Origin of the sequence: Paraburkholderia sp. RCC_158 (genome assembly GCF_041355255.1) — a bacterium.
Taxonomy (GTDB): Bacteria; Pseudomonadota; Gammaproteobacteria; order Burkholderiales; family Burkholderiaceae; genus Paraburkholderia; species Paraburkholderia graminis.
Genome location: NZ_JBFUPM010000022.1, coordinates 17,023 through 36,010, shown reverse-complemented (window position 1 = coordinate 36,010; position 18,988 = coordinate 17,023). Strand labels below are relative to the sequence as shown.

Annotated in this window: 36 protein-coding genes; 31 read left to right on the top strand and 5 right to left on the bottom strand. The window is 60.3% G+C overall.

Annotation, left to right across the window (positions count from 1 at the left end; genetic code table 11):
- Positions 1-25: 25 nt before the first annotated feature.
- From AB6809_RS29590 to AB6809_RS29475, 24 genes are all read left to right on the top strand, one after another.
- Positions 26-691 carry a hypothetical protein gene (locus AB6809_RS29590; RefSeq protein WP_371027798.1) on the top strand — a complete coding sequence of 222 codons (666 nt, stop codon included), beginning with the start codon at positions 26-28 and terminating at the stop codon, positions 689-691.
- Entirely contained in the window at positions 688-1,167 is a 480-nt protein-coding gene (locus tag AB6809_RS29585) for a hypothetical protein (protein WP_371027797.1), read from the top strand. Before AB6809_RS29590 ends, AB6809_RS29585 begins: the two co-directional genes overlap by 4 nt.
- Before the next feature lie 35 nt (positions 1,168-1,202).
- A complete protein-coding gene (locus AB6809_RS29580) occupies positions 1,203-1,571 on the top strand; it encodes a surface-adhesin E family protein (RefSeq protein ID WP_371027888.1) in 369 nt (122 codons plus the stop codon).
- A 313-nt stretch (positions 1,572-1,884) separates the two neighbouring features.
- Positions 1,885-2,970, top strand: coding sequence for a hypothetical protein (locus AB6809_RS29575; protein ID WP_371027796.1), 1,086 nt, complete (start codon positions 1,885-1,887; stop codon positions 2,968-2,970).
- Between the two features lie 290 nt (positions 2,971-3,260).
- Positions 3,261-3,902: a hypothetical protein gene (locus AB6809_RS29570; protein WP_371027795.1), complete on the top strand. Its 642-nt coding sequence runs from the start codon at positions 3,261-3,263 to the stop codon at positions 3,900-3,902.
- A 66-nt stretch (positions 3,903-3,968) separates the two neighbouring features.
- Positions 3,969-4,358, top strand: a complete 390-nt coding sequence (locus tag AB6809_RS29565; protein WP_371027794.1) for a hypothetical protein — start codon at positions 3,969-3,971, stop codon at positions 4,356-4,358.
- Between the two features lie 29 nt (positions 4,359-4,387).
- Positions 4,388-5,035 carry a hypothetical protein gene (locus AB6809_RS29560; protein ID WP_371027793.1) on the top strand — a complete coding sequence of 216 codons (648 nt, stop codon included), beginning with the start codon at positions 4,388-4,390 and terminating at the stop codon, positions 5,033-5,035.
- Positions 5,036-5,100: 65 nt separating this feature from the next.
- Positions 5,101-5,646, top strand: coding sequence for a hypothetical protein (locus AB6809_RS29555; protein ID WP_371027792.1), 546 nt, complete (start codon positions 5,101-5,103; stop codon positions 5,644-5,646).
- Positions 5,643-6,032, top strand: a complete 390-nt coding sequence (locus tag AB6809_RS29550) for a hypothetical protein (protein ID WP_371027791.1) — start codon at positions 5,643-5,645, stop codon at positions 6,030-6,032. The genes AB6809_RS29555 and AB6809_RS29550 overlap by 4 nt, the downstream gene beginning before the upstream one ends.
- Positions 6,029-6,211 (top strand): hypothetical protein, encoded by a 183-nt coding sequence (locus tag AB6809_RS29545; protein WP_371027790.1) that lies wholly within the window; start codon positions 6,029-6,031, stop codon positions 6,209-6,211. Before AB6809_RS29550 ends, AB6809_RS29545 begins: the two co-directional genes overlap by 4 nt.
- Before the next feature lies 1 nt (position 6,212).
- Positions 6,213-6,434, top strand: coding sequence for a hypothetical protein (locus AB6809_RS29540; protein WP_371027789.1), 222 nt, complete (start codon positions 6,213-6,215; stop codon positions 6,432-6,434).
- On the top strand, positions 6,425-6,622 hold the full coding sequence (locus AB6809_RS29535; protein WP_371027788.1) for a hypothetical protein: 198 nt from the start codon (positions 6,425-6,427) through the stop codon (positions 6,620-6,622). Before AB6809_RS29540 ends, AB6809_RS29535 begins: the two co-directional genes overlap by 10 nt.
- Positions 6,613-6,804, top strand: coding sequence for a hypothetical protein (locus AB6809_RS29530; RefSeq protein ID WP_371027787.1), 192 nt, complete (start codon positions 6,613-6,615; stop codon positions 6,802-6,804). The genes AB6809_RS29535 and AB6809_RS29530 overlap by 10 nt, the downstream gene beginning before the upstream one ends.
- Complete coding sequence (locus AB6809_RS29525) at positions 6,804-7,208, top strand: hypothetical protein (protein WP_371027786.1); 405 nt, start codon at positions 6,804-6,806, stop codon at positions 7,206-7,208. The genes AB6809_RS29530 and AB6809_RS29525 overlap by 1 nt, the downstream gene beginning before the upstream one ends.
- 37 nt (positions 7,209-7,245) lie before the next feature.
- Positions 7,246-7,551 (top strand): hypothetical protein, encoded by a 306-nt coding sequence (locus tag AB6809_RS29520; RefSeq protein ID WP_371027785.1) that lies wholly within the window; start codon positions 7,246-7,248, stop codon positions 7,549-7,551.
- Positions 7,548-7,799 carry a hypothetical protein gene (locus AB6809_RS29515; protein WP_371027784.1) on the top strand — a complete coding sequence of 84 codons (252 nt, stop codon included), beginning with the start codon at positions 7,548-7,550 and terminating at the stop codon, positions 7,797-7,799. The genes AB6809_RS29520 and AB6809_RS29515 overlap by 4 nt, the downstream gene beginning before the upstream one ends.
- A complete protein-coding gene (locus AB6809_RS29510; RefSeq protein ID WP_371027783.1) occupies positions 7,796-8,122 on the top strand; it encodes a hypothetical protein in 327 nt (108 codons plus the stop codon). Before AB6809_RS29515 ends, AB6809_RS29510 begins: the two co-directional genes overlap by 4 nt.
- Positions 8,123-8,153: 31 nt before the next feature.
- The gene (locus AB6809_RS29505; protein ID WP_371027782.1) at positions 8,154-8,669 is read left to right on the top strand and encodes a hypothetical protein; all 516 of its coding nucleotides are present in this window, start codon (positions 8,154-8,156) and stop codon (positions 8,667-8,669) included.
- 43 nt (positions 8,670-8,712) lie between these two features.
- A complete protein-coding gene (locus AB6809_RS29500; protein ID WP_371027781.1) occupies positions 8,713-9,012 on the top strand; it encodes a hypothetical protein in 300 nt (99 codons plus the stop codon).
- 9 nt (positions 9,013-9,021) lie between these two features.
- A complete protein-coding gene (locus tag AB6809_RS29495) occupies positions 9,022-9,150 on the top strand; it encodes a hypothetical protein (RefSeq protein ID WP_371027780.1) in 129 nt (42 codons plus the stop codon).
- A 79-nt stretch (positions 9,151-9,229) separates the two neighbouring features.
- The gene (locus tag AB6809_RS29490) at positions 9,230-9,526 is read left to right on the top strand and encodes a hypothetical protein (RefSeq protein WP_371027779.1); all 297 of its coding nucleotides are present in this window, start codon (positions 9,230-9,232) and stop codon (positions 9,524-9,526) included.
- A 9-nt stretch (positions 9,527-9,535) separates the two neighbouring features.
- A complete protein-coding gene (locus AB6809_RS29485; RefSeq protein ID WP_371027778.1) occupies positions 9,536-9,721 on the top strand; it encodes a hypothetical protein in 186 nt (61 codons plus the stop codon).
- A 167-nt stretch (positions 9,722-9,888) separates the two neighbouring features.
- On the top strand, positions 9,889-10,107 hold the full coding sequence (locus AB6809_RS29480; RefSeq protein ID WP_371027777.1) for a hypothetical protein: 219 nt from the start codon (positions 9,889-9,891) through the stop codon (positions 10,105-10,107).
- Positions 10,085-10,747: a DNA ligase gene (locus tag AB6809_RS29475; protein ID WP_371027776.1), complete on the top strand. Its 663-nt coding sequence runs from the start codon at positions 10,085-10,087 to the stop codon at positions 10,745-10,747. Before AB6809_RS29480 ends, AB6809_RS29475 begins: the two co-directional genes overlap by 23 nt.
- A gap of 1 nt (position 10,748) precedes the next feature.
- On the opposite strand, the gene AB6809_RS29470 is transcribed toward AB6809_RS29475, so the two are convergent.
- Entirely contained in the window at positions 10,749-11,138 is a 390-nt protein-coding gene (locus tag AB6809_RS29470; RefSeq protein ID WP_371027775.1) for a surface-adhesin E family protein, read from the bottom strand.
- Positions 11,139-12,093: 955 nt separating this feature from the next.
- Here AB6809_RS29470 and AB6809_RS29465 point away from each other — a divergent pair.
- The 7 genes from AB6809_RS29465 (at position 12,094) to AB6809_RS29435 (ending at position 15,368) form a co-directional block, all read left to right on the top strand.
- Complete coding sequence (locus AB6809_RS29465; protein WP_371027774.1) at positions 12,094-12,342, top strand: hypothetical protein; 249 nt, start codon at positions 12,094-12,096, stop codon at positions 12,340-12,342.
- Between the two features lie 134 nt (positions 12,343-12,476).
- Entirely contained in the window at positions 12,477-12,650 is a 174-nt protein-coding gene (locus AB6809_RS29460) for a hypothetical protein (RefSeq protein ID WP_371027773.1), read from the top strand.
- 4 nt (positions 12,651-12,654) lie between these two features.
- The gene (locus AB6809_RS29455; protein ID WP_371027772.1) at positions 12,655-12,813 is read left to right on the top strand and encodes a hypothetical protein; all 159 of its coding nucleotides are present in this window, start codon (positions 12,655-12,657) and stop codon (positions 12,811-12,813) included.
- Positions 12,814-13,109: 296 nt separating this feature from the next.
- Positions 13,110-13,517, top strand: a complete 408-nt coding sequence (locus AB6809_RS29450) for a hypothetical protein (protein ID WP_371027771.1) — start codon at positions 13,110-13,112, stop codon at positions 13,515-13,517.
- A 77-nt stretch (positions 13,518-13,594) separates the two neighbouring features.
- Positions 13,595-13,759: a hypothetical protein gene (locus tag AB6809_RS29445; protein ID WP_371027770.1), complete on the top strand. Its 165-nt coding sequence runs from the start codon at positions 13,595-13,597 to the stop codon at positions 13,757-13,759.
- Between the two features lie 160 nt (positions 13,760-13,919).
- Positions 13,920-14,090, top strand: a complete 171-nt coding sequence (locus AB6809_RS29440) for a hypothetical protein (RefSeq protein ID WP_371027769.1) — start codon at positions 13,920-13,922, stop codon at positions 14,088-14,090.
- A gap of 522 nt (positions 14,091-14,612) precedes the next feature.
- Positions 14,613-15,368, top strand: coding sequence for a hypothetical protein (locus AB6809_RS29435; RefSeq protein ID WP_371027768.1), 756 nt, complete (start codon positions 14,613-14,615; stop codon positions 15,366-15,368).
- A 618-nt stretch (positions 15,369-15,986) separates the two neighbouring features.
- Here AB6809_RS29435 and AB6809_RS29430 read toward each other — a convergent pair.
- From AB6809_RS29430 to AB6809_RS29415, 4 genes are all read right to left on the bottom strand, one after another.
- On the bottom strand, positions 15,987-16,292 hold the full coding sequence (locus AB6809_RS29430) for a hypothetical protein (RefSeq protein WP_371027767.1): 306 nt from the start codon (positions 16,290-16,292) through the stop codon (positions 15,987-15,989).
- Between the two features lie 85 nt (positions 16,293-16,377).
- Positions 16,378-16,896 carry a hypothetical protein gene (locus AB6809_RS29425; protein ID WP_371027766.1) on the bottom strand — a complete coding sequence of 173 codons (519 nt, stop codon included), beginning with the start codon at positions 16,894-16,896 and terminating at the stop codon, positions 16,378-16,380.
- Entirely contained in the window at positions 16,893-17,186 is a 294-nt protein-coding gene (locus tag AB6809_RS29420) for a hypothetical protein (protein ID WP_371027765.1), read from the bottom strand. The genes AB6809_RS29425 and AB6809_RS29420 overlap by 4 nt, the downstream gene beginning before the upstream one ends.
- Before the next feature lie 75 nt (positions 17,187-17,261).
- A complete protein-coding gene (locus AB6809_RS29415; protein WP_371027764.1) occupies positions 17,262-18,890 on the bottom strand; it encodes a DEAD/DEAH box helicase in 1,629 nt (542 codons plus the stop codon).
- Positions 18,891-18,988 lie beyond the last annotated feature (98 nt).

Below are 18,988 nucleotides of genomic sequence, written 5' to 3'. Positions count from 1 at the left end.
CAGGCGAACCGCCGGTGAGACAAGCATGGCAAAGATTGAAAAAGAAAGCATCGTTCTACCCGGCGGGTGGCGCTTCCCGGGTAAGGAAATGCCAACGTTCAGAAAGACGCCGAATGTTCGAGGTCGGCGTTACAAAGGCGAGAAGCTATTCAGGCTAACTTTAGTTGAAGATCTTGGTGTCCATTCGACAAGATACGCTCGCTACTGGGGCTGTTTATGTGAGTGCGGCGAGAAGGTTGCAGTCTCGCAAGAGCATCTAGGTAGAGGCACGAAAAGCTGCGGGTGCATGTTTTGGGATCAGGCTTCGGAGCGCATGAGGAAGGCGTCTGACGCAAGCGCGACAAAGCGAACATTGGCACCCGGTCTTGTGGCAAAAAATGTGATTCTTCTCGGCTACAAATACAGGGCGTCAAAAAAGAAATTCGCATGGGGTCTTTCCGACGAGCAGTTCTTCGAGTTGGTCCAAGGGAACTGCGATTACTGCGGACACCCTCCTTCGCAAACCGTTACGCGCGGCGCGGGTTCGTTCAAATATAACGGCATCGACCGCATCGAGAATACTCTCGGCTACGTTACTGGCAATGTCGTTTCGTGCTGCGGTGTTTGTAACAAGGCAAAGCGCGATCTTCCATTCGATGAATGGGTTGCCTGGCTTGATCGCCTGACATTATTTAGGATGAGTAGACCATGAGCATCGCATTCGTCAGCAAGGAGGGCCACCTGCTTCAGCAGGTGGAGTGGCAGCGCCTGCAGAAAGACCCGGCTTACCGGTTCTTCCGGGAGTTCGAGAACTCGCGCATCCACGCGACGTGCGAGTGGCTCGGCGTGCAGAAGAACAGCAAGACGATTCCGCGCGCTCACTGGAAACTCTACCGCCTGAACGTCGAGAACATCGTCACGACCGATGGCGAGGGCCGCCCGCTGGACGCGCCGCGTCGCACACCTGACCCGCAGGTGTCGCGAGAATTCAGGACGATGCAGGAGTGCATCGACGCCTACGAGGATCTGCTGGTGCGCTACGCAGATTGCGAATGGCTGCCGTCATCGACCGGCGAGGGCGGCCGGCAGTTTGTCGAGAAGGGTAATATTCTGGTTCCGCCGCCGCCCGACGCTGTGGACACGCGCGGGCTGGACGACGATATCGCTGAATTGGCGGGGAGTTGGTAAATGATAAATCGGGGATTAAATTGAAAAAATTGAGGATGGTTATTTCGGGCCTGTTAGTAAGCGCACCGGCGATGGCAGCTGGGCCGAACTGGCTCAAGGTCGGGGACATTGAGCGCAACACGGTGTATGTGGACGCAAACTCGGTTAGACAAGCTGGGCCTCAAACCGTGAATTTCTGGATGCGCACCGTCTTAGATCCAGCCAAGCCAATGATGGCAGCGACTGTTGAGCACATTGCGGCGCGCTGCGACCATCCTGCGACTTACGTGCGTGATGCTTTCAACACGTTTGACGGTGCCGGTAGAAACACGCACAGCGACACGGATCATGACGTGCGGTCATTGACGCCCGGGTCATCGATAGACTCCGTTGTCACCATGGCATGCGAGGCGGTCCACCACTAAACCCACTTCATTGAATCGCGGCTTCGGGTGTCCGAAGCGGTGTGTTTAAGGGCGCCTCGTGCGCCCATTTTTTTGCCTAGCCTCTGCTGCTATTCGCGCGCGCCCGCGCACTTTCTCATTCAGCGTTCACGCATCCGATACCGCAGGATGCCTGCCAATACCCGGTCTTTAAAGTAACACCTGTCGCGCAGCAAACGACACGCAGACCGGGCAGAGAAACGATCCTGATTCAAGCGATACGCGCCTCTACCTGATCGACAAAATTGATTCTGACGCGATGAACGCGTTACCCAATCTCACTCAGGAGAGCACTATGACCACGAAGACCACCAGCCGCGCACGCAACACGAAGAAGACTGCCGCAACGACCGTCGATGTCAAGATGCTGGGCGCAAGCGAAGCGTCCGCAGCGATGGACCCGCAGATTGCCGCCCTGCTTGACGTGCTGGGCGAGGGCGGTAACCTGCCCGCATTCGAGACCATCGAGGGCAGCGCCGCCCCGATCGTCGAATCGTCCGACGTGATCGAGCAAGCCACGGTCGAAACGCTCGACGTCGCGCCGCAACTGCCTGCACTGCCCGAAGAAATCGTCCTGCCCGCCGAGCTGCTCGATGCGCCGGTTGCCCCGAGCGATGAAGCGCTGTCGGCTGCGATCGCCGGGCTCGAAGTGTCCGAACACTATGCACTGGTGCCCGCCGACGCGGCCCCGCACGATGCACTGACCGACGAGGAGGCAGAGAAAGAGCGCCTGCTCGCCGAAGAGAATCTGGTGAACGACGCCGCGGTTGAAGACGCGACCGCCGCAGAGCCCGCAGCAGCGAAGCCGGCCCGTGCGCCGCGCACGCACTACCAGAACAAGACCGACCGCATCAAGGCGCGGCTCGGTGCGAAGCTGGGCGACTACCTCGTGCTGGAGCTCGACGACGCGCTGCTGGAGGGTGACGCGCTGAAGGCCAAGCAGGACGAAACGCTCGCGGTGATCGACGCGATGTCCGTGAAGGTGAAGAACCGCGCCTCGCTGCTGATGGACTGGTTGTCGGGCAAGACCGGCAAGCCGAACGAGATCCTGAAGCGTGCGCTCGATGTTCTCGCAGCGGACGGCAAGATCACCACGGGCGATAACGGGAACCTCCACAAGAACCTGATCGCGAAGCCGTATAGCCCGAGCGCCGCGCGCGCGATGGGCCGCAACACGGTCACGGTCATGGAGAAGACCAAGATGATTGTGGCAGGCGCAACCAAGGGCGAATACCTGCCGAATCCGGCATCGCTCTTTCTCGTGATGGCGCAGCAGCTCACGGGCGCGGAGCCGGTCGCAGAGGAACCGGCAGTCGAGACCCCGGCCCCGGTGGTCGAGGAGCCCGCTGTCGAGACGACCGAAGAAACGGCGGCTGAATGATGTGCGGGCAGGGCGGGCTTCGGCCCGCTTTGCCTTTGCGGGTGTTGCGCCAAGGCGCACGGTGCCTGCCCTCGAAATTTACCCATACCTGACCCTTACCCGGTGCCCGCAAAGGGCACGCCGACGCGCGCCGCGCCCGGTAAAAAGTTGCATGTTTCGTGCAAAAAGTTGCGCAGCAGATGAACGCCCAGATCCTCGCTGGCTATAATGGATGAATAAGCAGTGACTTACTAAGCGCCGCACAATCGTAATGAGAATGGTTTCATCGAAACCACCAATGAGCCGCAGCAATGATCACCCGGAAATTCATCTGTAAGGAACACCCCGAAGGCGGCTTCAATGGCTGGCGCCCGAGCTGGATGCCGCACTTTGACCCGATGCCGGGCCTGGGTGTCGCACACGACACGCTGGAGCACCTCGTCAGCGACGACGGCACGGTTGAAGCAGAGTTCAAGGCATTCGGCGCGATCGTGTGGCTGCGCGACGGCGCTAGCTGGTTCGGCCGTAATGGCACCGACAGCGACGTCGCAGTTCACATGAGCGGGGACATCCGCGAGCAGGCCGAGTATCTCAATAGCGAGTGCCGACGGCTCAGGGCCGCGCCGAGAACGCAACGCCTGTCCGACGACTGCGCCGAAGAAGCGATCGAGCGCTGCATCCAGAAGGGGTTCAAGGAAATCCTCGACGAATGCAGTGAATCGACTGCACGCCTGCTGAACCGGAACGACGTGCGCAGCTACATGCGGATCGGCTACCGGCGCACGCAGCGCCGCTTTGCCGCCGCCGGCCCGCACAACATGGCGTGGGTGTTCGATCAGATCGTGGAGCAAGCCGATCGTAAGCTCAAGGGCGCCGAGCTGGACGACGAACTGATCGTGCGCGTTGACGCGACGCTTCATCGCGTCTACGTGGACACTTGCTACCCCGAATAAAAATCCGTGCGAGTGCCGTAAGGGCATCCCGAGAGTGGGTCTATCCCACTTGCCCGCACAAACACCATGAGCGAATCGAGCTACGACAGTATTGCCGAAGCTATCGCGAAGAACCTGGATGGCATCGTGAAACCACTCTATGAAGGATCGAAAGCGGCGTTCCGCTTTCGTGTGTCCTTGCCGCAGAGAAACGCCGCACTGCTGCTGCGCTTCTCGCCGCACCGCGGGAATGAGCGCCTTGCAGTGAGCTGCCTGTTTCCCGAGCGCAAGGGCGTGACGGTGGTGCCGACCGACTACCTCGACGCGGACGAACTCAGGGCGCTCCGGTATGTGCCAGAGATCACAGTGTCGCTGAAGAAGACACCGGCGCTGATTGCGGCCGATATCCGGCGGCGCATCGTGCCCGGATACCTGACGGTGCTAGAGCGAATCGCCGCGGGTTCGTCCCGACAATGAATGAATCGCAACTACAACGGGGAACGACCTTGAACGCCAATATCGAAGAAGCCTATGCGGCTGAAGCGGAGCGCATTGCCGCGCAGCTGGACGGCATCGCGTCGCCACAGTATCCGGACGAAAACCTGCCGTCGCGTTTTCGCATCGACCTGCCGAAAGCCGGTGTGAACGACGCCGCACTCTACCTGCATTTCTCACCATACAGCGCCAAGGGTCGCATCGTGGTGGGCTGCCTGTATCCGGCGGTGAAAGCGCTGAGGCACACGGTCAATGTGCCCGGCAATTTCCTCGACGCGAGTGCGCTGGAATCGCTCGGGTATGTGCCGAAGATCACCGTCGCGCTCGACAGCACGGCGGAACAGGTGGCGGCCAGCGTGAAGCGCCGCCTGCTGCAGGGTTACCTGCGTGCGCTTGCCGCAGTTCATCAGGGCAACGCGGACACAATCGACCGGCAGAGCCAGCGCACGGTGCGCATCCAGCGTCTTGCGGACGCGGCCGGCGTGACGCTTTCAGAGCAGAGCCTTGCAAGCGAGCGTTTCAGTCGCTGGCATCAGCCGACCAGTCGCTCACTGGAAGTGGACTGCAGCGGCGGCAGCGTGTCGATCAGCCTCAAGTATGTGACGCCCGAGATTGCCGAGAAGGTGATCGCCGTTTACGTCGACTCGCTCCCGAAATGAATCCACCGGTGCGCCTATGGGTGCCCGGGAAAATACATTCATCGCAACCACACACCGACACGACGATGACACCGACCGTCCAGAACAACGAGCCCTACGCACTCGCCTTCTCGCGCAATGCGTATGACTTCGCCGAGATCAAGATCGAACTGCGCCGCCTGGTGCGCGGGTTGGTCTACAAGGATCACATCTACAGCTCCACGCTGGTGATCCGCTGCTACGTGAGCAGCCAGTTCGAGCACCCGTATGGCGTGAAGTTCTGCCTCGATGGTGGTGATCAGCTGGAGTTCGACGAACTCAACGCCGCGCACAAGGTGATGACGGGCATCGCCAAGAAGCTGAAGAAGCTGGAGCAGGAGCTCGGCTACGTGCCTGAAGGCAACCTGCCCGAGTTCGCGCGCCGTGTGCTGGTCGGCACGGGTGTCCGCACGGTGTTCTACGAGCGCAAGCACCAGCAGGGCGCCGTCGATCGCAACGGGTTCAACCTGAAGGATGGGATTTTCGGGCTGCCGCAGGTCGATCCGCGCGATGGGAAGGACTTCCTGTCGGTGATCGGTGGGCTGGTGGATGACACGATCGAGAAGAAGGCAAAGAAAAAGGAGAGCGCATGACAACCGCCGCGACGCAAGAACAGATGTTCCACGCGGCCGGGCGCCGCGTTGCCGAAGTCAACGACACCTTCCTCGAGCTCGTGAAGGATGGGCTCACACGCGAGGAGCTCGCGCGCAACATCGAGCGCCGCCCGTCGCTGTGGGCACGCTACCAGCACTGGCTGCCGCACCTGCCGTCGAGTGTCGCCATCCATGACAAACCGCTCGCCGCCGCGGGCCTGACTAGTTACCGCTACAAGGGCCGCTATGGCTGGATGATGATTGGCGCGACCGATCATGCAGACGCCTTGCGTGAAGCGCAGCGCGGCACCGACGACAAGGTAGACGTGGAGAACCTTCAGGTCTGGGGTGGCAGCCAATACGTCCCGGTTGGGGTGACGGCATGACGGTCAACGAGTGCATCAAGGCGCTGCAAGCGCTCAAAGACCAAGGGCACGGCCGCAAGCAGGTCGTGCTGACCGACTGGACCTGCGATTCCTCGATCGACACGATCCAGTTGAGCGAGGGCAAGAAGCCGCGCGTGCTGGTCTCGTTCGACTACGGCGATCTGAACGGAGACGATTGACATGGCATGCCTCACCAACTACACGATCCAGTGCCGCGACGTGACGAGCGGGCTGATCGGCTGCTTCCTGTTCGACACAGAGCACTGGCAGAAGACGGGCGAGTTCAAGGCGATTTCGCCCGTGTTCGCCGCACTCACGTTGTTCTACGAGTGGGACCGTGCAAACGGCGACCGCCGCGCGTCCTGCTATCTCGAACGGATCACGGAGAAGCCATGCGCCTGACCTGCAACCAGCTGATCCTGCTGCTCGCACTGTATCGCGGCTCGCCTGTTGCCAGCGTCGCGTGCGGCACGAAGGAGGCTGACTTCAAGCGCCTTCGTGAGCTCGGCTACGTGGACGAACTGGACTGCATGACGCGCGCCGGTGACGAACGCGTGGTCAAGGCGCTCACAGGTGTCGCATGCGTCTAGTCCACTTCCGCTACGCGACCCCGACGCCGTTCGCCATCGCGCTGACCGGCACGACCATCGACGACTTCGGCAACGAGGTGCGCCTCGAAGGTAACGCGCAGTGGCACGCCGCTGCTGACTTTCTGGACGACAACTTTTTTGACGACTCGCTGGGCTTTGGCGCCGGCGGCTGGAGATCCTGATGCATCTGACCAAACGAGAGCGCGCCTTGCTGGGCACGCGCATGACGGCAACACAGCGCGTATCGCTCGCACGCATTCACGGCCCGCTCAAGCGCCGTCCATCGAAGCCGGTGACGATCCGCGCGGCGTCTGAAAAGCAGCGTGCGCAACGCGTCATCGACAGCCATCTGGTCGAGCACGAAGTGGATCAGACCGGCAAGGGTCTGTTCAAGGGCAAGTGCAACCGCACCGCTTGCGACCATCGCGGGGAAGGCATCGTGTGGTGGAATCGCTCGACCCGGTTCTACTACTGCCGTGACTGTCGCAACGCGATCGACAGCTGGATCGACCGCGACTACGGCGCGTGCTTTCACAAGCATCCTCACAGCGCTGATGGTGTGCCGCATCCCGACGACGAAAATTGAATCTGTCGCGTAAGTCACGCGTTACTTGAGAACCATCATGAAATCAATCCTCGTTTCACCTGCGGGCTCCGCCAGCATGAGCACCGGCAAGCAGAACTACGGCGATAGTCTCGAAGCGGACTTCGACATGTTCTCATTCCTCACGAACGAGTTCGACAACCAGGACATTCGTGCCGAGGTGGTCGAACTGCTCGACTCCAGCGCGCATTTGGACTTGATTCGTCTGCGCAAGCAACACAAGCGACTCCAGATGGTCGCGCGCTGCGTGGTCGCGCGCTGGGAAGGTGGCGATCTGGCTGCTGCCGTGCGCAACCTCGCCGAGCTGGTGAAGGAGGATGCATGATCAAAGCCTACGCAATGCTCCTTGATGCGACCGGCTATGCCGATGCTAAGGAAAATCACGGGAACGGCTACACGCTGCGCGTGCATCTGCGCGGCGGCCGGATGATTCAGGGCGCCGTCGTGCGCTTTGACGACAGGATGCTGCGCCTTGCAGTCTGGGAGGGCGACAACGACGGAGTGATGCAGCCGACGGACGTCACGGCCTTCATCGACGTCACCGAGATCGCTGCCGTCGAAGTCTGCTGGTGATGCGTTTCATCCCGCCGCGCGTCGATCCGTTCAAGCATGTGCAGCCGCGCTATGTCGCCTACTGCGTCGCGCAGGGGGCGGCGTCGGCCGCCGCACAGGAACAGGTGGACAAGGCGCGGTGGGGTCATCGCTGGATGATGCCTTTTGCCATGTGGCTCTCTGACGAGACGCGGCAGTGGTGCCGTGAGACCAACACGCCGCCGGCCGGCATGAGCTGGACCGAGCACGCCGCATTCACCGAATGGCTCACCGCCAGGTATCCGGTCGTGGCGCCCGTGCCCGAACAGGTCCGCAAGGTCGCCAACGGTCGATCCCGAAAATAGCTACATCGCAACCAAACCACGACACAGAACCATGTCCATCACCTACGAAGAGATTCTCGCCACGGTCGACACGTCTGAGCACAAGCTGAGCGCCGACCCGCTCGCGCACTGCCCGCCGCAAGTGCTCGACAACCTGTATCTGGACCACTACGGGTTCGTGATCGACCAGTTCCACAACCACGACATCTGCGCCGCGTCGGTGGGCATGGTCTACGCAGCGGCCAAGGTGATCTTCGCACGCGGGCCGCAAGAGCACTGGATCTACGACCTCGACAGCGCCTCATCCGAGTTCGGGTCGCCGTGGGAAAGTCACTGCAAGACGCCCGAAGACTGGGCCGTGTGTTTCGCGCGCCGACTGGTCGAAACGACCGATGCGAATGTCGAAGACGATGACGTGACCGAGGAAGTCGTGCAGCGCGCGATTGCCGTGCTCGACATACTGAAGCGCGTGGGCATGACTGCTGAACAGGTGCACGACCTGCGCCACGACGTCTGCTATTCCAACGAGAAACTGGTCCGCATGCTCGACGCTGCGCTGATCGCCTGACAACGTGCAACCCGGGCCGCGCCCGGGTGCGCTGGAGAACAACATGAGCCAAGTCACACAGAAATTCGATGTGGATATTATCCCGACCATTTCCACCTGCCACGTCTCTGAAGAGACGGCGAAGGCGCTGGACAAGGGCGACAAGGAATGCCCGTGGGCGATCGTCGCCGCGTATGAGCACGGTTGGTTCCTCTACGTGCAGCCGCTCGATCTGCTCGATGCGCTGGAGATGCCGGCTGACCTGCGAGAGGTCATGGAATGGGGCAATCGCCACAGGGTCCAATGGTTGCGCCTCGACTGCGACGCGACGGGCGTCGATGACCTGCCGCAATACGACTGGTAAGGAGCAGCAATGGATTGGCTCGACCGCATCATTGAAGAACAGGCAGCGCACTACGGACTGCCGCCGGAGAAGTTCGGCGAACTCATGCACGACGCCGCCGTAGAGCAGGAGCGTCGCGAGAAGGAGTTCGAAGACTGATCCTCACCCGACCGTTCGCGCGCCACGCGTCGGTCGGGAAAATGACTTCATCGCAACCACAACACAGCAGGGCAAGACGATGAGCCATTACCTTGAGCGCGGTTCGTTCTACTTCATGGGCCGCGAGTTCGAAGCCGGTTCCGCACCGGGCAATCGCAAAGCCGTTTATCAGATCACCGCGGGCCTCGAATGTGCCGCGGGTTGGATAACGATCGCGGAGCTTGCGTTCGCGCCAAGCTCCGCGATGTTCGAACAGATCGTTGACGCGTGGTGCTACGCCGACGAGCAGCAGCAAGCCAAAGCAAAGCGCGAACGTCTGTGGGCCAAGTCCAAGCTGCCGTTCGGTTCGACCACCGGTCCTATTCCCGTCCGCTGAGACCTCGCCATGACAAAACCAGTCCGACTCCTGCGCGTGAGCGCCGTCACCACCACGGGCGCCGAGTTGTTCGTCGGTGAATACACGATGCGCCAATACGAAGACATGGGCGAATACGGATGCCTGCTTGAAGCGCGCGACGTGTGTGCCGCTGCGGGCGTCCAGTTCAAGACGATGAACGTCGAAACACTCTGAGGAAACCGCCATGCCCTTCCACATCAATCGCAACGACATCACTTTCCAGACCACGCATCGCGGAATCAAGATGTTCTGAGCTTCCTTGCCTGATGAATAGCGCGGTCTTCCTTCGGAGCACCGGGCTTTATTTTTGCTGGTCCTATTGGTCCGCCATGGAGGCCGCAATGTGCTATCAGGAACCTGTCGAGATTCTGGAAAAGATGCTTGAGGTGACGCCGCTAACGCCCAATAGCCGCGGCTATACGCCCCTCGATGACTTCGAACATTTCTGCGCCTATTCCGGGTGCTCGGAAGAGCTGCTCGGCGCGAAAAACTTCGCCTGGGTAAAGCTCGCATTCATCACTGCGAAGCAGGAGTGCAATGTCCACCGTCCAGACGATTGAAGCCGCGGACCTGATGCTCGCAACACTGTGGCCCAAGCCGTTCTCGCGCAAGGGCTGGCTCTATGAACTCAAGTATGACGGATACCGGTGCCTGGTTCGCAAGCGGGGCGGGGCGATGGTCGATCTGATCACTCGGAACGGCAACCTGCTAAATCGCTCCTTCCCGGACATCGTTGCGGCGGTCGCCGCGGTGCCGGGCGAGTTCGTGTGGGACGCCGAGCTCACGGTGGATGAGTCCAACGGCCGCTCTTCATTCGAGCGACTCCAGACACGGGCGCGCACGTCGGTTCCGTCTCGCGTGCGCGCCGCTATCCGGGAGCACCCCGCGCGCCTCTATGTGTTTGACATGCTCGCCGAGAATGATCGGGACATTCGGCAGTTACCTCTCATCGAGCGCAAGCAGATACTGCGCGACAGCTTTGATAACACCGCCGCGCTCGTCTACGTTAATGGCATCGCAGAGGCGGGCGAGTGGGTGTTTGAGCAGGTGCAAGCGCACGACTTCGAAGGGATGGTCGGCAAGCGACTTGATGCGCCATACCAGCGCGGTCGGACAAGGGATTGGCTCAAGGTCAAATACCCCGATTACAGCAGACAGGAAGCGCTAGGGTTCGGACGCGCCGCCAAGGAAACGCCCTAGCTCACTGCCGGCACACCGCCTTCATCACAGCGTCGCCGATGCTGCCGGGGATCACATCCTTCCAGTTGCTCGATGATGGCCCGCTATAGATCAATGCTCGGTCGGTGCCATAGAGAGCGAATCCACCGGCATTGCTCATCTGCTGCGCGCAGTCGAATGTCCAGCGCGCCTTGTCTTCAGCGACAGGTTGCGCGGTTCGAAAGTCGTTTGTCGGAGGCGTATAGATGGAATCTGTCCAGACCTTAACCGTGCTGCCCGAGCGAATAATGGACGCCGTATCGACGAATACTTTGCTGTCGCCGGAATCGGCGACTTGCACCCAGTTTGACTGGGCGTGAACCCCGGTAGCCGCAGCTAGAAGCGCGGCACAAACCACCCCTTTCCTGATCATTTTCGGCCCCTCTTGATAGTAGTTTTGCCAGCATGATAACGGCAGTCAAGAGGTGGAAAGTTTGCCCATTACTTCAGGGTATGGGGCGCATCGCGCGCACCCATAGCTAAGCCATTGATTTCAAACGATAAAGCACGCTGAGCCGCGCAAGCAACGTTCCCGCATGATTCCAGTCCACTTCAGACCGTCAGGGATGCCCACAGAAGCCCCACCAAGCCCGCCGCATTCTTCCCGGTAGACAGACGAGGGAAAGCTCACGCAAGCCCGCTGCCGACCGATCTGAGAAGCCCAAACCGATCGCCGAATCACGCGCTGATGACCTGATTATTTTCCCGGTAGAGAGAAAGGATAGAAAGCGCACTTTTGATGAGAACGCCGAGGACGACAAATCGAATAGAGACATCGCGGAAGACATAGACGATCACATTGCGCACTCACATAGATCATCCGGGTGTAGAGAACACTGGCTCTATGCATACGCATTCACACATCGCTATCCGCATAGGAACGCTACGTATAAGAACTTCATAGGCGGGGGCCGCATCCTTGTCTTTCAATCGTCGATCGCCAACAATTTCTTATACGTCACGCCAACCCCAGCCAAGGACGCTCCAAGGCACGTAACGCCAAGCCCAGCAAGGGCCGCGGCGATCCAAGGCAATCTCGCCATGGCCCGAAATCCGTTCAGATCCTTGGCAGTTTTCGGAAAGACGCACGCCCGGTAGGCATGCCTCGGCCCTATAAGGTTCGACCCGCCACGTATAAGGTTCGCGCTCTCCCTATAAGAGTGCCCTATAAGGTTCGCCATGGCTACGTATAAGGTTCGGCGCAATTCCCTATAAGGTTCGGTATCCATGGCGGTGCTCTCTATGTGGATAGGTGTGTCTGCCCTATAAGGTTCCAAGCCTTCGTCGTGAAAATGAAGTCTCCCAACCACGACGCAGCACACCACACCATGCAGATCAAACACCCGAACGTTGTCCCGTGCCAAGGTTATGGTTACGGTGCCGTGCAGAACCCGACCGACACCTACCTCGATTCATCGATCGGTAACCGCTACGCCTATCTCGGTGACCGGGTATTCGACGTTCATCCATACCGCGACGATGTGATGGGCTACCCGATCCGCTGGGAGCTCGACACGCGCCAAAAGCAGAAGCTCGCCGGCGACCGCGCGTTCTGGAAAGAGATGGGCGTCGAGTAAGCGGTCAGACGGGCTTCGGCCCGTCAACCCAACTCTGGGCCATGGAGCACACCCCGGACCTGCAAACGCATCCTGCAGTGGTCCAGGGTCTGATCGCGAAACTGAAAGCTCACCAACCCGAACGAGCTTTCATCATGATCGAACAACTTCAGTGGTTCTGTGCCGTGCTTCTGGTCATCTGCGCCGCGGTCGCCATCGGTGCGGTCGTCTACACGCTGATCGACCTCGTGACGGGTGGCATCAAGCGCGCGGCCCGCGGCCGTCGCTGTGCGATGCCCAAGCGCATTACTGACCTCATGAAGGGGTGACGCGATGCCAGCGACCATTCACTACGCGGCCAACCGCCTGTATTCGTTCATCGAGCGCAACACCTATCTGGGCGCCCGCTCGGAAGGGGCGTCGCCGCGTGAAGCCTACCGCACCGCGCGCCACTACCAGCGCTGGGCCGAGCGTCGGGCACGGCGAGGCTAACTCTTCAGGATTCGCATAACAGAAAGCGGGCCTCTCTGTTATGCGGATAAGACGGCCAGGTGCGGGGACGCAACGCCGAGGCGGGCAATGACTTATTGCCAGTGCCGCAATAATGTCCGTGAGGCGCATGTTTACGGCAATCGGAAGAAGTTACTTGAGAAATCGTTTGTAAGAAAGTGTTTCCGACAGAACAAAAAAGCGCAAAATGGCTTCAGTGCTTGAGCACACAATTGCCGTCCAAAAACGGCCTAATCGCCTATAAAAGCAGACAAATCTCCCCTGGAGTCAATACAAGCATGTGCAGGATCGTATTCGAGTGTTTGGATCAGGAAGGCCACCTGTTCACCATCAACGTGGAGTCGGAGAACGACGTGATTACCCAGAGCATCGCGGCGGTGGTCGATGCGCAGCGCCGGGTAGGCATCGAGGTGATCTCGGCCTCACGCATTGAAGAAATGCCCATTGACATGGACCTGCATGCTGTGCCGGCGCACCGGCCGGCTCAGGTGGCCCAGTCGTCATGGCGTGATCTGCTGCCGGCGGTGCCGGCATGGGCGAGCCGGCTGGGCACGCGCGTTGCCGCGTTCGGCAGCCTTGCGCTGAGCGTGGTCGGCTTTGATGGCGGCTTCTCGCCCGCCAGCATCGTGCACCACCTGAGCCGGCTGATGCCCGTCGTTGGACACGTATTCCACGCGATTGTGTAATCCGAACGACCCGGGAGTCCTGCCCGGGTCCGCAGACTGGTCGCTAAGCTGGTGGTCTTCCCTCGCTAGTGACCGGTATGAAAATCTTCTTCGCCAAAGGGCTCTGGACCATCCCGCTGCTGGGTGCTGTGCTCATCGTTGTCTTCCTCGTCGTGATGGTGACCGCGGCCATCTGTGATCGCCTCGACCGCGCACGCTATGAGCGTGACCTGCGGCGTGCCCATCGCTACCGCTCGTTCTAGCGTCTTTCCGCACAGTGCGCCCTGCGCTGTGTGTCAGCTGACCCTCCATGGCGTGCCCCGCGCCCGCATACGCGCATCCAAGCGTGTGCCACCCTTCGGTCGTCAAACTTCTATCTCCCGACAGCGCACTGCAGCGCTCAACCGAATCAAGGAGATCATCATGTCCATCCGTCGCATCCACGTTGAATCAGCGCTTGCCCGTCAGGACGACACCGACGAGCAGCTGAGCGACCTGGAGCTGCTACAGGAGCATGAGGAGCAACGTCTGCTGCGCACCATGACCGCGCGCCGCCGTCGACCCCTGATCGCCGACCGTTCATACGCGGACTGAATACAAGCTGGTGCTGTGCCGTTTTACCTGAGTGAGTCCCGCCGTGATACGTGTGACTTTGCCAGCACCTTCGGGTGCTGGTCTTTTTCATGCCGTGAATTGCCGCGGCTGCGGTCCAGGTAAGGTATCCATGGCGGGCCGCGGCTCTCGGTGACCACCCTGAAATCCGTTCAGATCCTTGGCGATTTTTGGAAAAACAAGGGCCAGGTAAGGGCAACTTGGCAGAAAACGGCTTTGCGTGCGCCGGCGCACGCATGGCACCGGGTGGGCAGCGCATCGTTCGATCCACGAAGCATCCGATCGTTCGATCCACGAAGCATCGCATTCCCGATCAAATCCACGTCAGGGCATATGCGCTCCGCGTCGCGCTGCGCATAGTGGGCTCCTGCACTGTTCAAGTGTGAGCGGGTGCGCGAATAGCACGACGGTTTTCGTGCGTCAATACCATCCTCGTAAAAACCACAAAACGACATAACTTTAAAAAGTAGCAAAAAAGCGTTGCAGATAGTTCATCGATGACTTATGATTCTCTCACTGACTCGCAACCAAGCGGGCAGCGGGAAAAATCCCGAATCAATCACTCAATCAAAGGTAATCAAAATGTCGAACGCACAAATCGCCCAAACCGAATTCACGCTTGAAAATGTCATGCTTGCAATCAAACGCGCTAACGATCGTTGGTCGGTCAAAACGGGTTCAGCGGGTGAATGTGACGACCTGAAAACCGCGCGCAAGTTTTGGGATGAAAAACTCTGCGTGTTTGCTGCGGGCATGCTGAAGAAAGCGCGCATTGATGAGATTACCTTTCTCGCAACCATCGCTGACAATATGGGAGTGAAAGCAGTCAAGCGCGTGTCTGAATTCTTCGCATGCTTGCATGCTAAAGATTACAGCATGCTCGACGGTGTTACAGCGCTTTCCCTGCTGTCTGCTGTGCATGCGGGCGCTACCACACGAAGCGCGCTTGCGTTCGCTGCTACGGGCAAAGGGGACGAAACGACTAGCGATGTGGTAGCAGATACCGCATTGGTTCGCAAACTGCAAAAGGTTATGCGCAAGGTAGGTGTGACTACTGAACCGACACAGAATAGTCGTTCGTTCGGTTCTAACGGGTTCTGTAAATACCTGCAAATGGGCAAGATGGTTAAAGCAAAGGGCGCAACCGAATCAAGCATTGAAGTGAATGCAAAGTCCCCCTTTATCGCTGCAATCGCTAAGATGGTCGAGCAAGCAAGTGAAGAGACCCTGCAATTGGTTAAGGGCGCAAAGAAAGACTAACTGCAAAGTAAGTCACCAATGAATTAGCGGGCGCATAGCGCGCCCGCTAACCCTCGCCCATACCAGACCATACCCGCGCCCATGAAAACCGCTGCAATCGCCCACTTTCAAGCAATCAACCCACACAGCACACAAGCAATGCACGACGCGCACGACGCACATGACTTCTCACCTGTGCGGTATGACTCGCGCGCATTCGAATGCGCTGAATTCGAACGCGATGCAATCGACCGGTTTTCACTCTCGATTGATACCCTGATTTAGTTAGTCGACCGAACCATCATTCGAAACCGTGCGAAGTGGTGCACGGTTTTTCGCAAGTGTCAAGACCATCACGGCAGACGTCGGTGGTCTTAGGATTTGTCAAGTGTGGTGTGGGGCCTCGCGCCTAATTTTTTGCCAGTCGAAACCCGATCCTTATACAGCCAGGCGCCGGTGGAATTGCGATCCTTATACGGCCAGGGTGGACAGTGGACAGTGGAGCGTGGAAGGTGGGGAAGGGGATTCTGGGGCTCTGGGACGCCCCGAGTGGTCAATCGCACTGGCTCGGCCCTGCGGGGCCAGGCAACGGCGCCTTGGGGCGCTGGCGCGCCCCTCAGCTACCGTCGTGCCCCACGCCTAGCTCGCGCAGGGATTTGACTTCAGATAGTGGAGCAGATCGTTCGCCTGACCAAATGCTGAAGCCGACCCAGTTTGCCGCCGATCGACCGCCGTCTCATTGGCCGACACCTGCTTGAGCTCGACCAGCGTCAACGGCTGCCTGAACCATGCCGAGTCACCCGTGCGGTTGATGAATGACGTGAAGGGCGGCTCCGAGAAGCTATTTGCCCCGGCCGTGTGTTCGACGCCCTTCTCGTAGAGGCACGACAGCGGGGCCGCGACCGTGAACGTCTCATTTGCGCCCGTCGCGCGCAGGTCTTCCATCTGTGCTGCGCACCCTGTAAGCGCGAGCAGCAATGCCGGTAAAAACAGCTTTCTCATCATTTCCCCCGTATTGAAAGGCGCCTTTCTACCACGCGCCCCAGTTTTCGTCATTCAGCGGCGTCTGCTCGAGCAGCCTGCCCACTACCGCGTTGACCTCCTCGTCCGATGAGCGCCGCGGCTTTATCTTCGCCGCCGCCGGCGGATTCGCCGTTTCCCGCATCTCCCATTCATCGTCATCAAGCCCGTGGCGCACCGGCGGCGCTGGCTCGGGCAACCCCTTCTCCCGCGCGACCCGGCACTCGAGCGCATGCCTGAACGAGTTCACCATGTCGTCATTCATATCCGCGACGAACCGCTTGTAGAGAGTCGCCGCAGACGCTGGGTTGAGCATACGATTGCTCGTGAGCGTCATGCGCCAGCCGCCCTTGCCTTCGGGCAGTGACGCAGCGTCGGGCACGTAGTTGATCCGGCGCATGACCTCCGCGACCGCGTTCATCACAGACTGACGGCTGCGCAGGCTCTTCGAGGTGTCGTAGTCAATATCCGCGGCGATCCCGGGCAGGTGCTCGCGCGCATACTCCATTACCGCATGGAAGGCGCTCACTGCGCGCCACCGCTCTTCTGTGCCAACTCCAGCAGCACTTTTTGCTGTTCAGGGGTGAGGTTCAGCAGTTTCTCGCGCAGCACGCGCTTCTGGTCGAGCCGGGAGCGCTTCTCGCTTTTCACGAGCGCGTTGCCGCGCGCGATGATCGCCTGCACCTGTTCGTCAGTGACGCCGAGGATCAGCGACTCGATCACTCCGTTCTGGGAGAGGCCCGTCAGGTGCGAGAGTTCCGCAATGCGATTGCGGGCCGGCTCGCCGAGCGCGATGCCGGTTCGTGTGCGTTCAGTCATTTGTTATGCAGCCCCAAAAGTTATGTCATATTTTGATTATAGGGGCTGCGCGGCAATGTCGTTACACGGTGTGCTTCACGCGGCCTTCCTGAAAACCGAGTAGTCGAAGTCGCCCACGATGTGCTCGGCAAAGCCCGGCGTGTTCTGGATGATCTGCATGCGCTCGACCTGATGGTCGCGCAGCGTCGTATTGGCCGCTTCGATGAAGTCCACGACGAACGCAACGTTCGGCCCACCCTTCTTCGCGCGCAGCCCACGCCCGATGCGCTGGCGGGTCTGCACCTCGGCCTTGCCCGCGCCCGCGAGCACGATCATGCCGACGGCGGGCACATCGACCCCGACGTCCAGAATGGTCGAACCGATCAGCGCCTGGATGCGCCCGTCACCGAGCGCGGCGAGCGCCGCCTTGCGCTCATCCTGGTCGTGCTCACCGAAGATGAAGTTGCACCGGATGCCCGCCTGCGTGAGCATGTCCGAGAGCTGCCGGCCGTGGTCCTTACGCCCGACCAGAATCATCGACGGCAGCCCGTGCGCGGCCGCGCGCTGCACCTCATAGACGATCGCGCGGTTGCGCTCCTCATTGTGCACGACGCCGATCTCAAGGCACTTGGGCCACGGGGTCGAGCGGAAGAGCCGATGCGTGACCTTGCGCGTGAGCCCCTTGCTTTCGACCATTTCCTCATACTGCGGCGCCGGGTTCTGCAGCCGGATGAACTTGAAGTAGGGCGTCGCCAGCACGCCGAGGTCGATCAGCTGCTTCTCGGTGACGGTGATCGCCACCGGGCCGCTGCACGCCTCGAGGCGCATGTTCGCCTCCTGGCTGTCTTTCATGAACGGCGTCGCGGTCAGCGCCAGCCGGTAGTGCGCATTCACGCAGTGCCGCATGATCTCGTAGAAGCCCGCACCCGATGCTTCGTGCGCCTCCTCGAGGATCACGAATTCGATTTTTGACAGGAACGCGATCATTTCCTCGCGCTTCCGGTTGTGTTCCTTCACCTTCGCCTGGATCTCGGCAACCACTACGGCGTCCGGCTGGCGCGCGGCGACGAGCTGCCTGCGCAGCGTCGTGGTCGCCTCTGCGATCTCGGTGGTCGTCGCCTTCTGGCGTTTGAGGCGCGCGTGCTGCTTTTCGACCTCACGGTCTTCGGCCGCTTCGCGGTTTTTCATGAACGCGAGCAGCTCGCCCTCGTCGGTCCACTTCTCGATCGCCTGGCTGATCGTCTGCACCATGCCCAGCGTGAACTGACGTGAATAGTCGCGCTGGCTGTCGCCCACGATGCCCACGCGCTCGCCGAGGTTCTCGGTGACCGCTTCACCCATCTGATACATCAGGATGCCCCGCGTGGTCAGAAAGAGCGTCGCGCGGTTGATGCGTTTGTAGCAGATGCGCGCGATCCGGGACTTGCCACCGCCCGTTGCGACGCGCGCAATGATCTGGCGGTGCTTGACGAGCTTGTCGGCCACCTCGGGCTGATACGCATAGCGCGGGTCGTAGCCAAAGCTGTCGACCTCGGGGCGCTCCGGGCCGAGCGGCGCGGGCGCGGGCTTGCGCACCAGATTCACGCGGTAGCCCGCTTTCAGGAGCGTCGAATACACCTTGTAGACGAAGCCCGCCGGGAAGGTGTCGGTCGCGAAGTCGTAGAAGCTCGATGAGCCATCCCACGAGGTGCCCTTGAACGCCTGCGAGTAGCTCGCGCCGTCCACGAGATAGGACAGCTTCTCGCGAACGAGCAGCTTCACCTCGCGGCTCGCACCGATCAGTTTCGCGTTCACCGCACCAGCGGCGAGGGTCATGGGAGTGG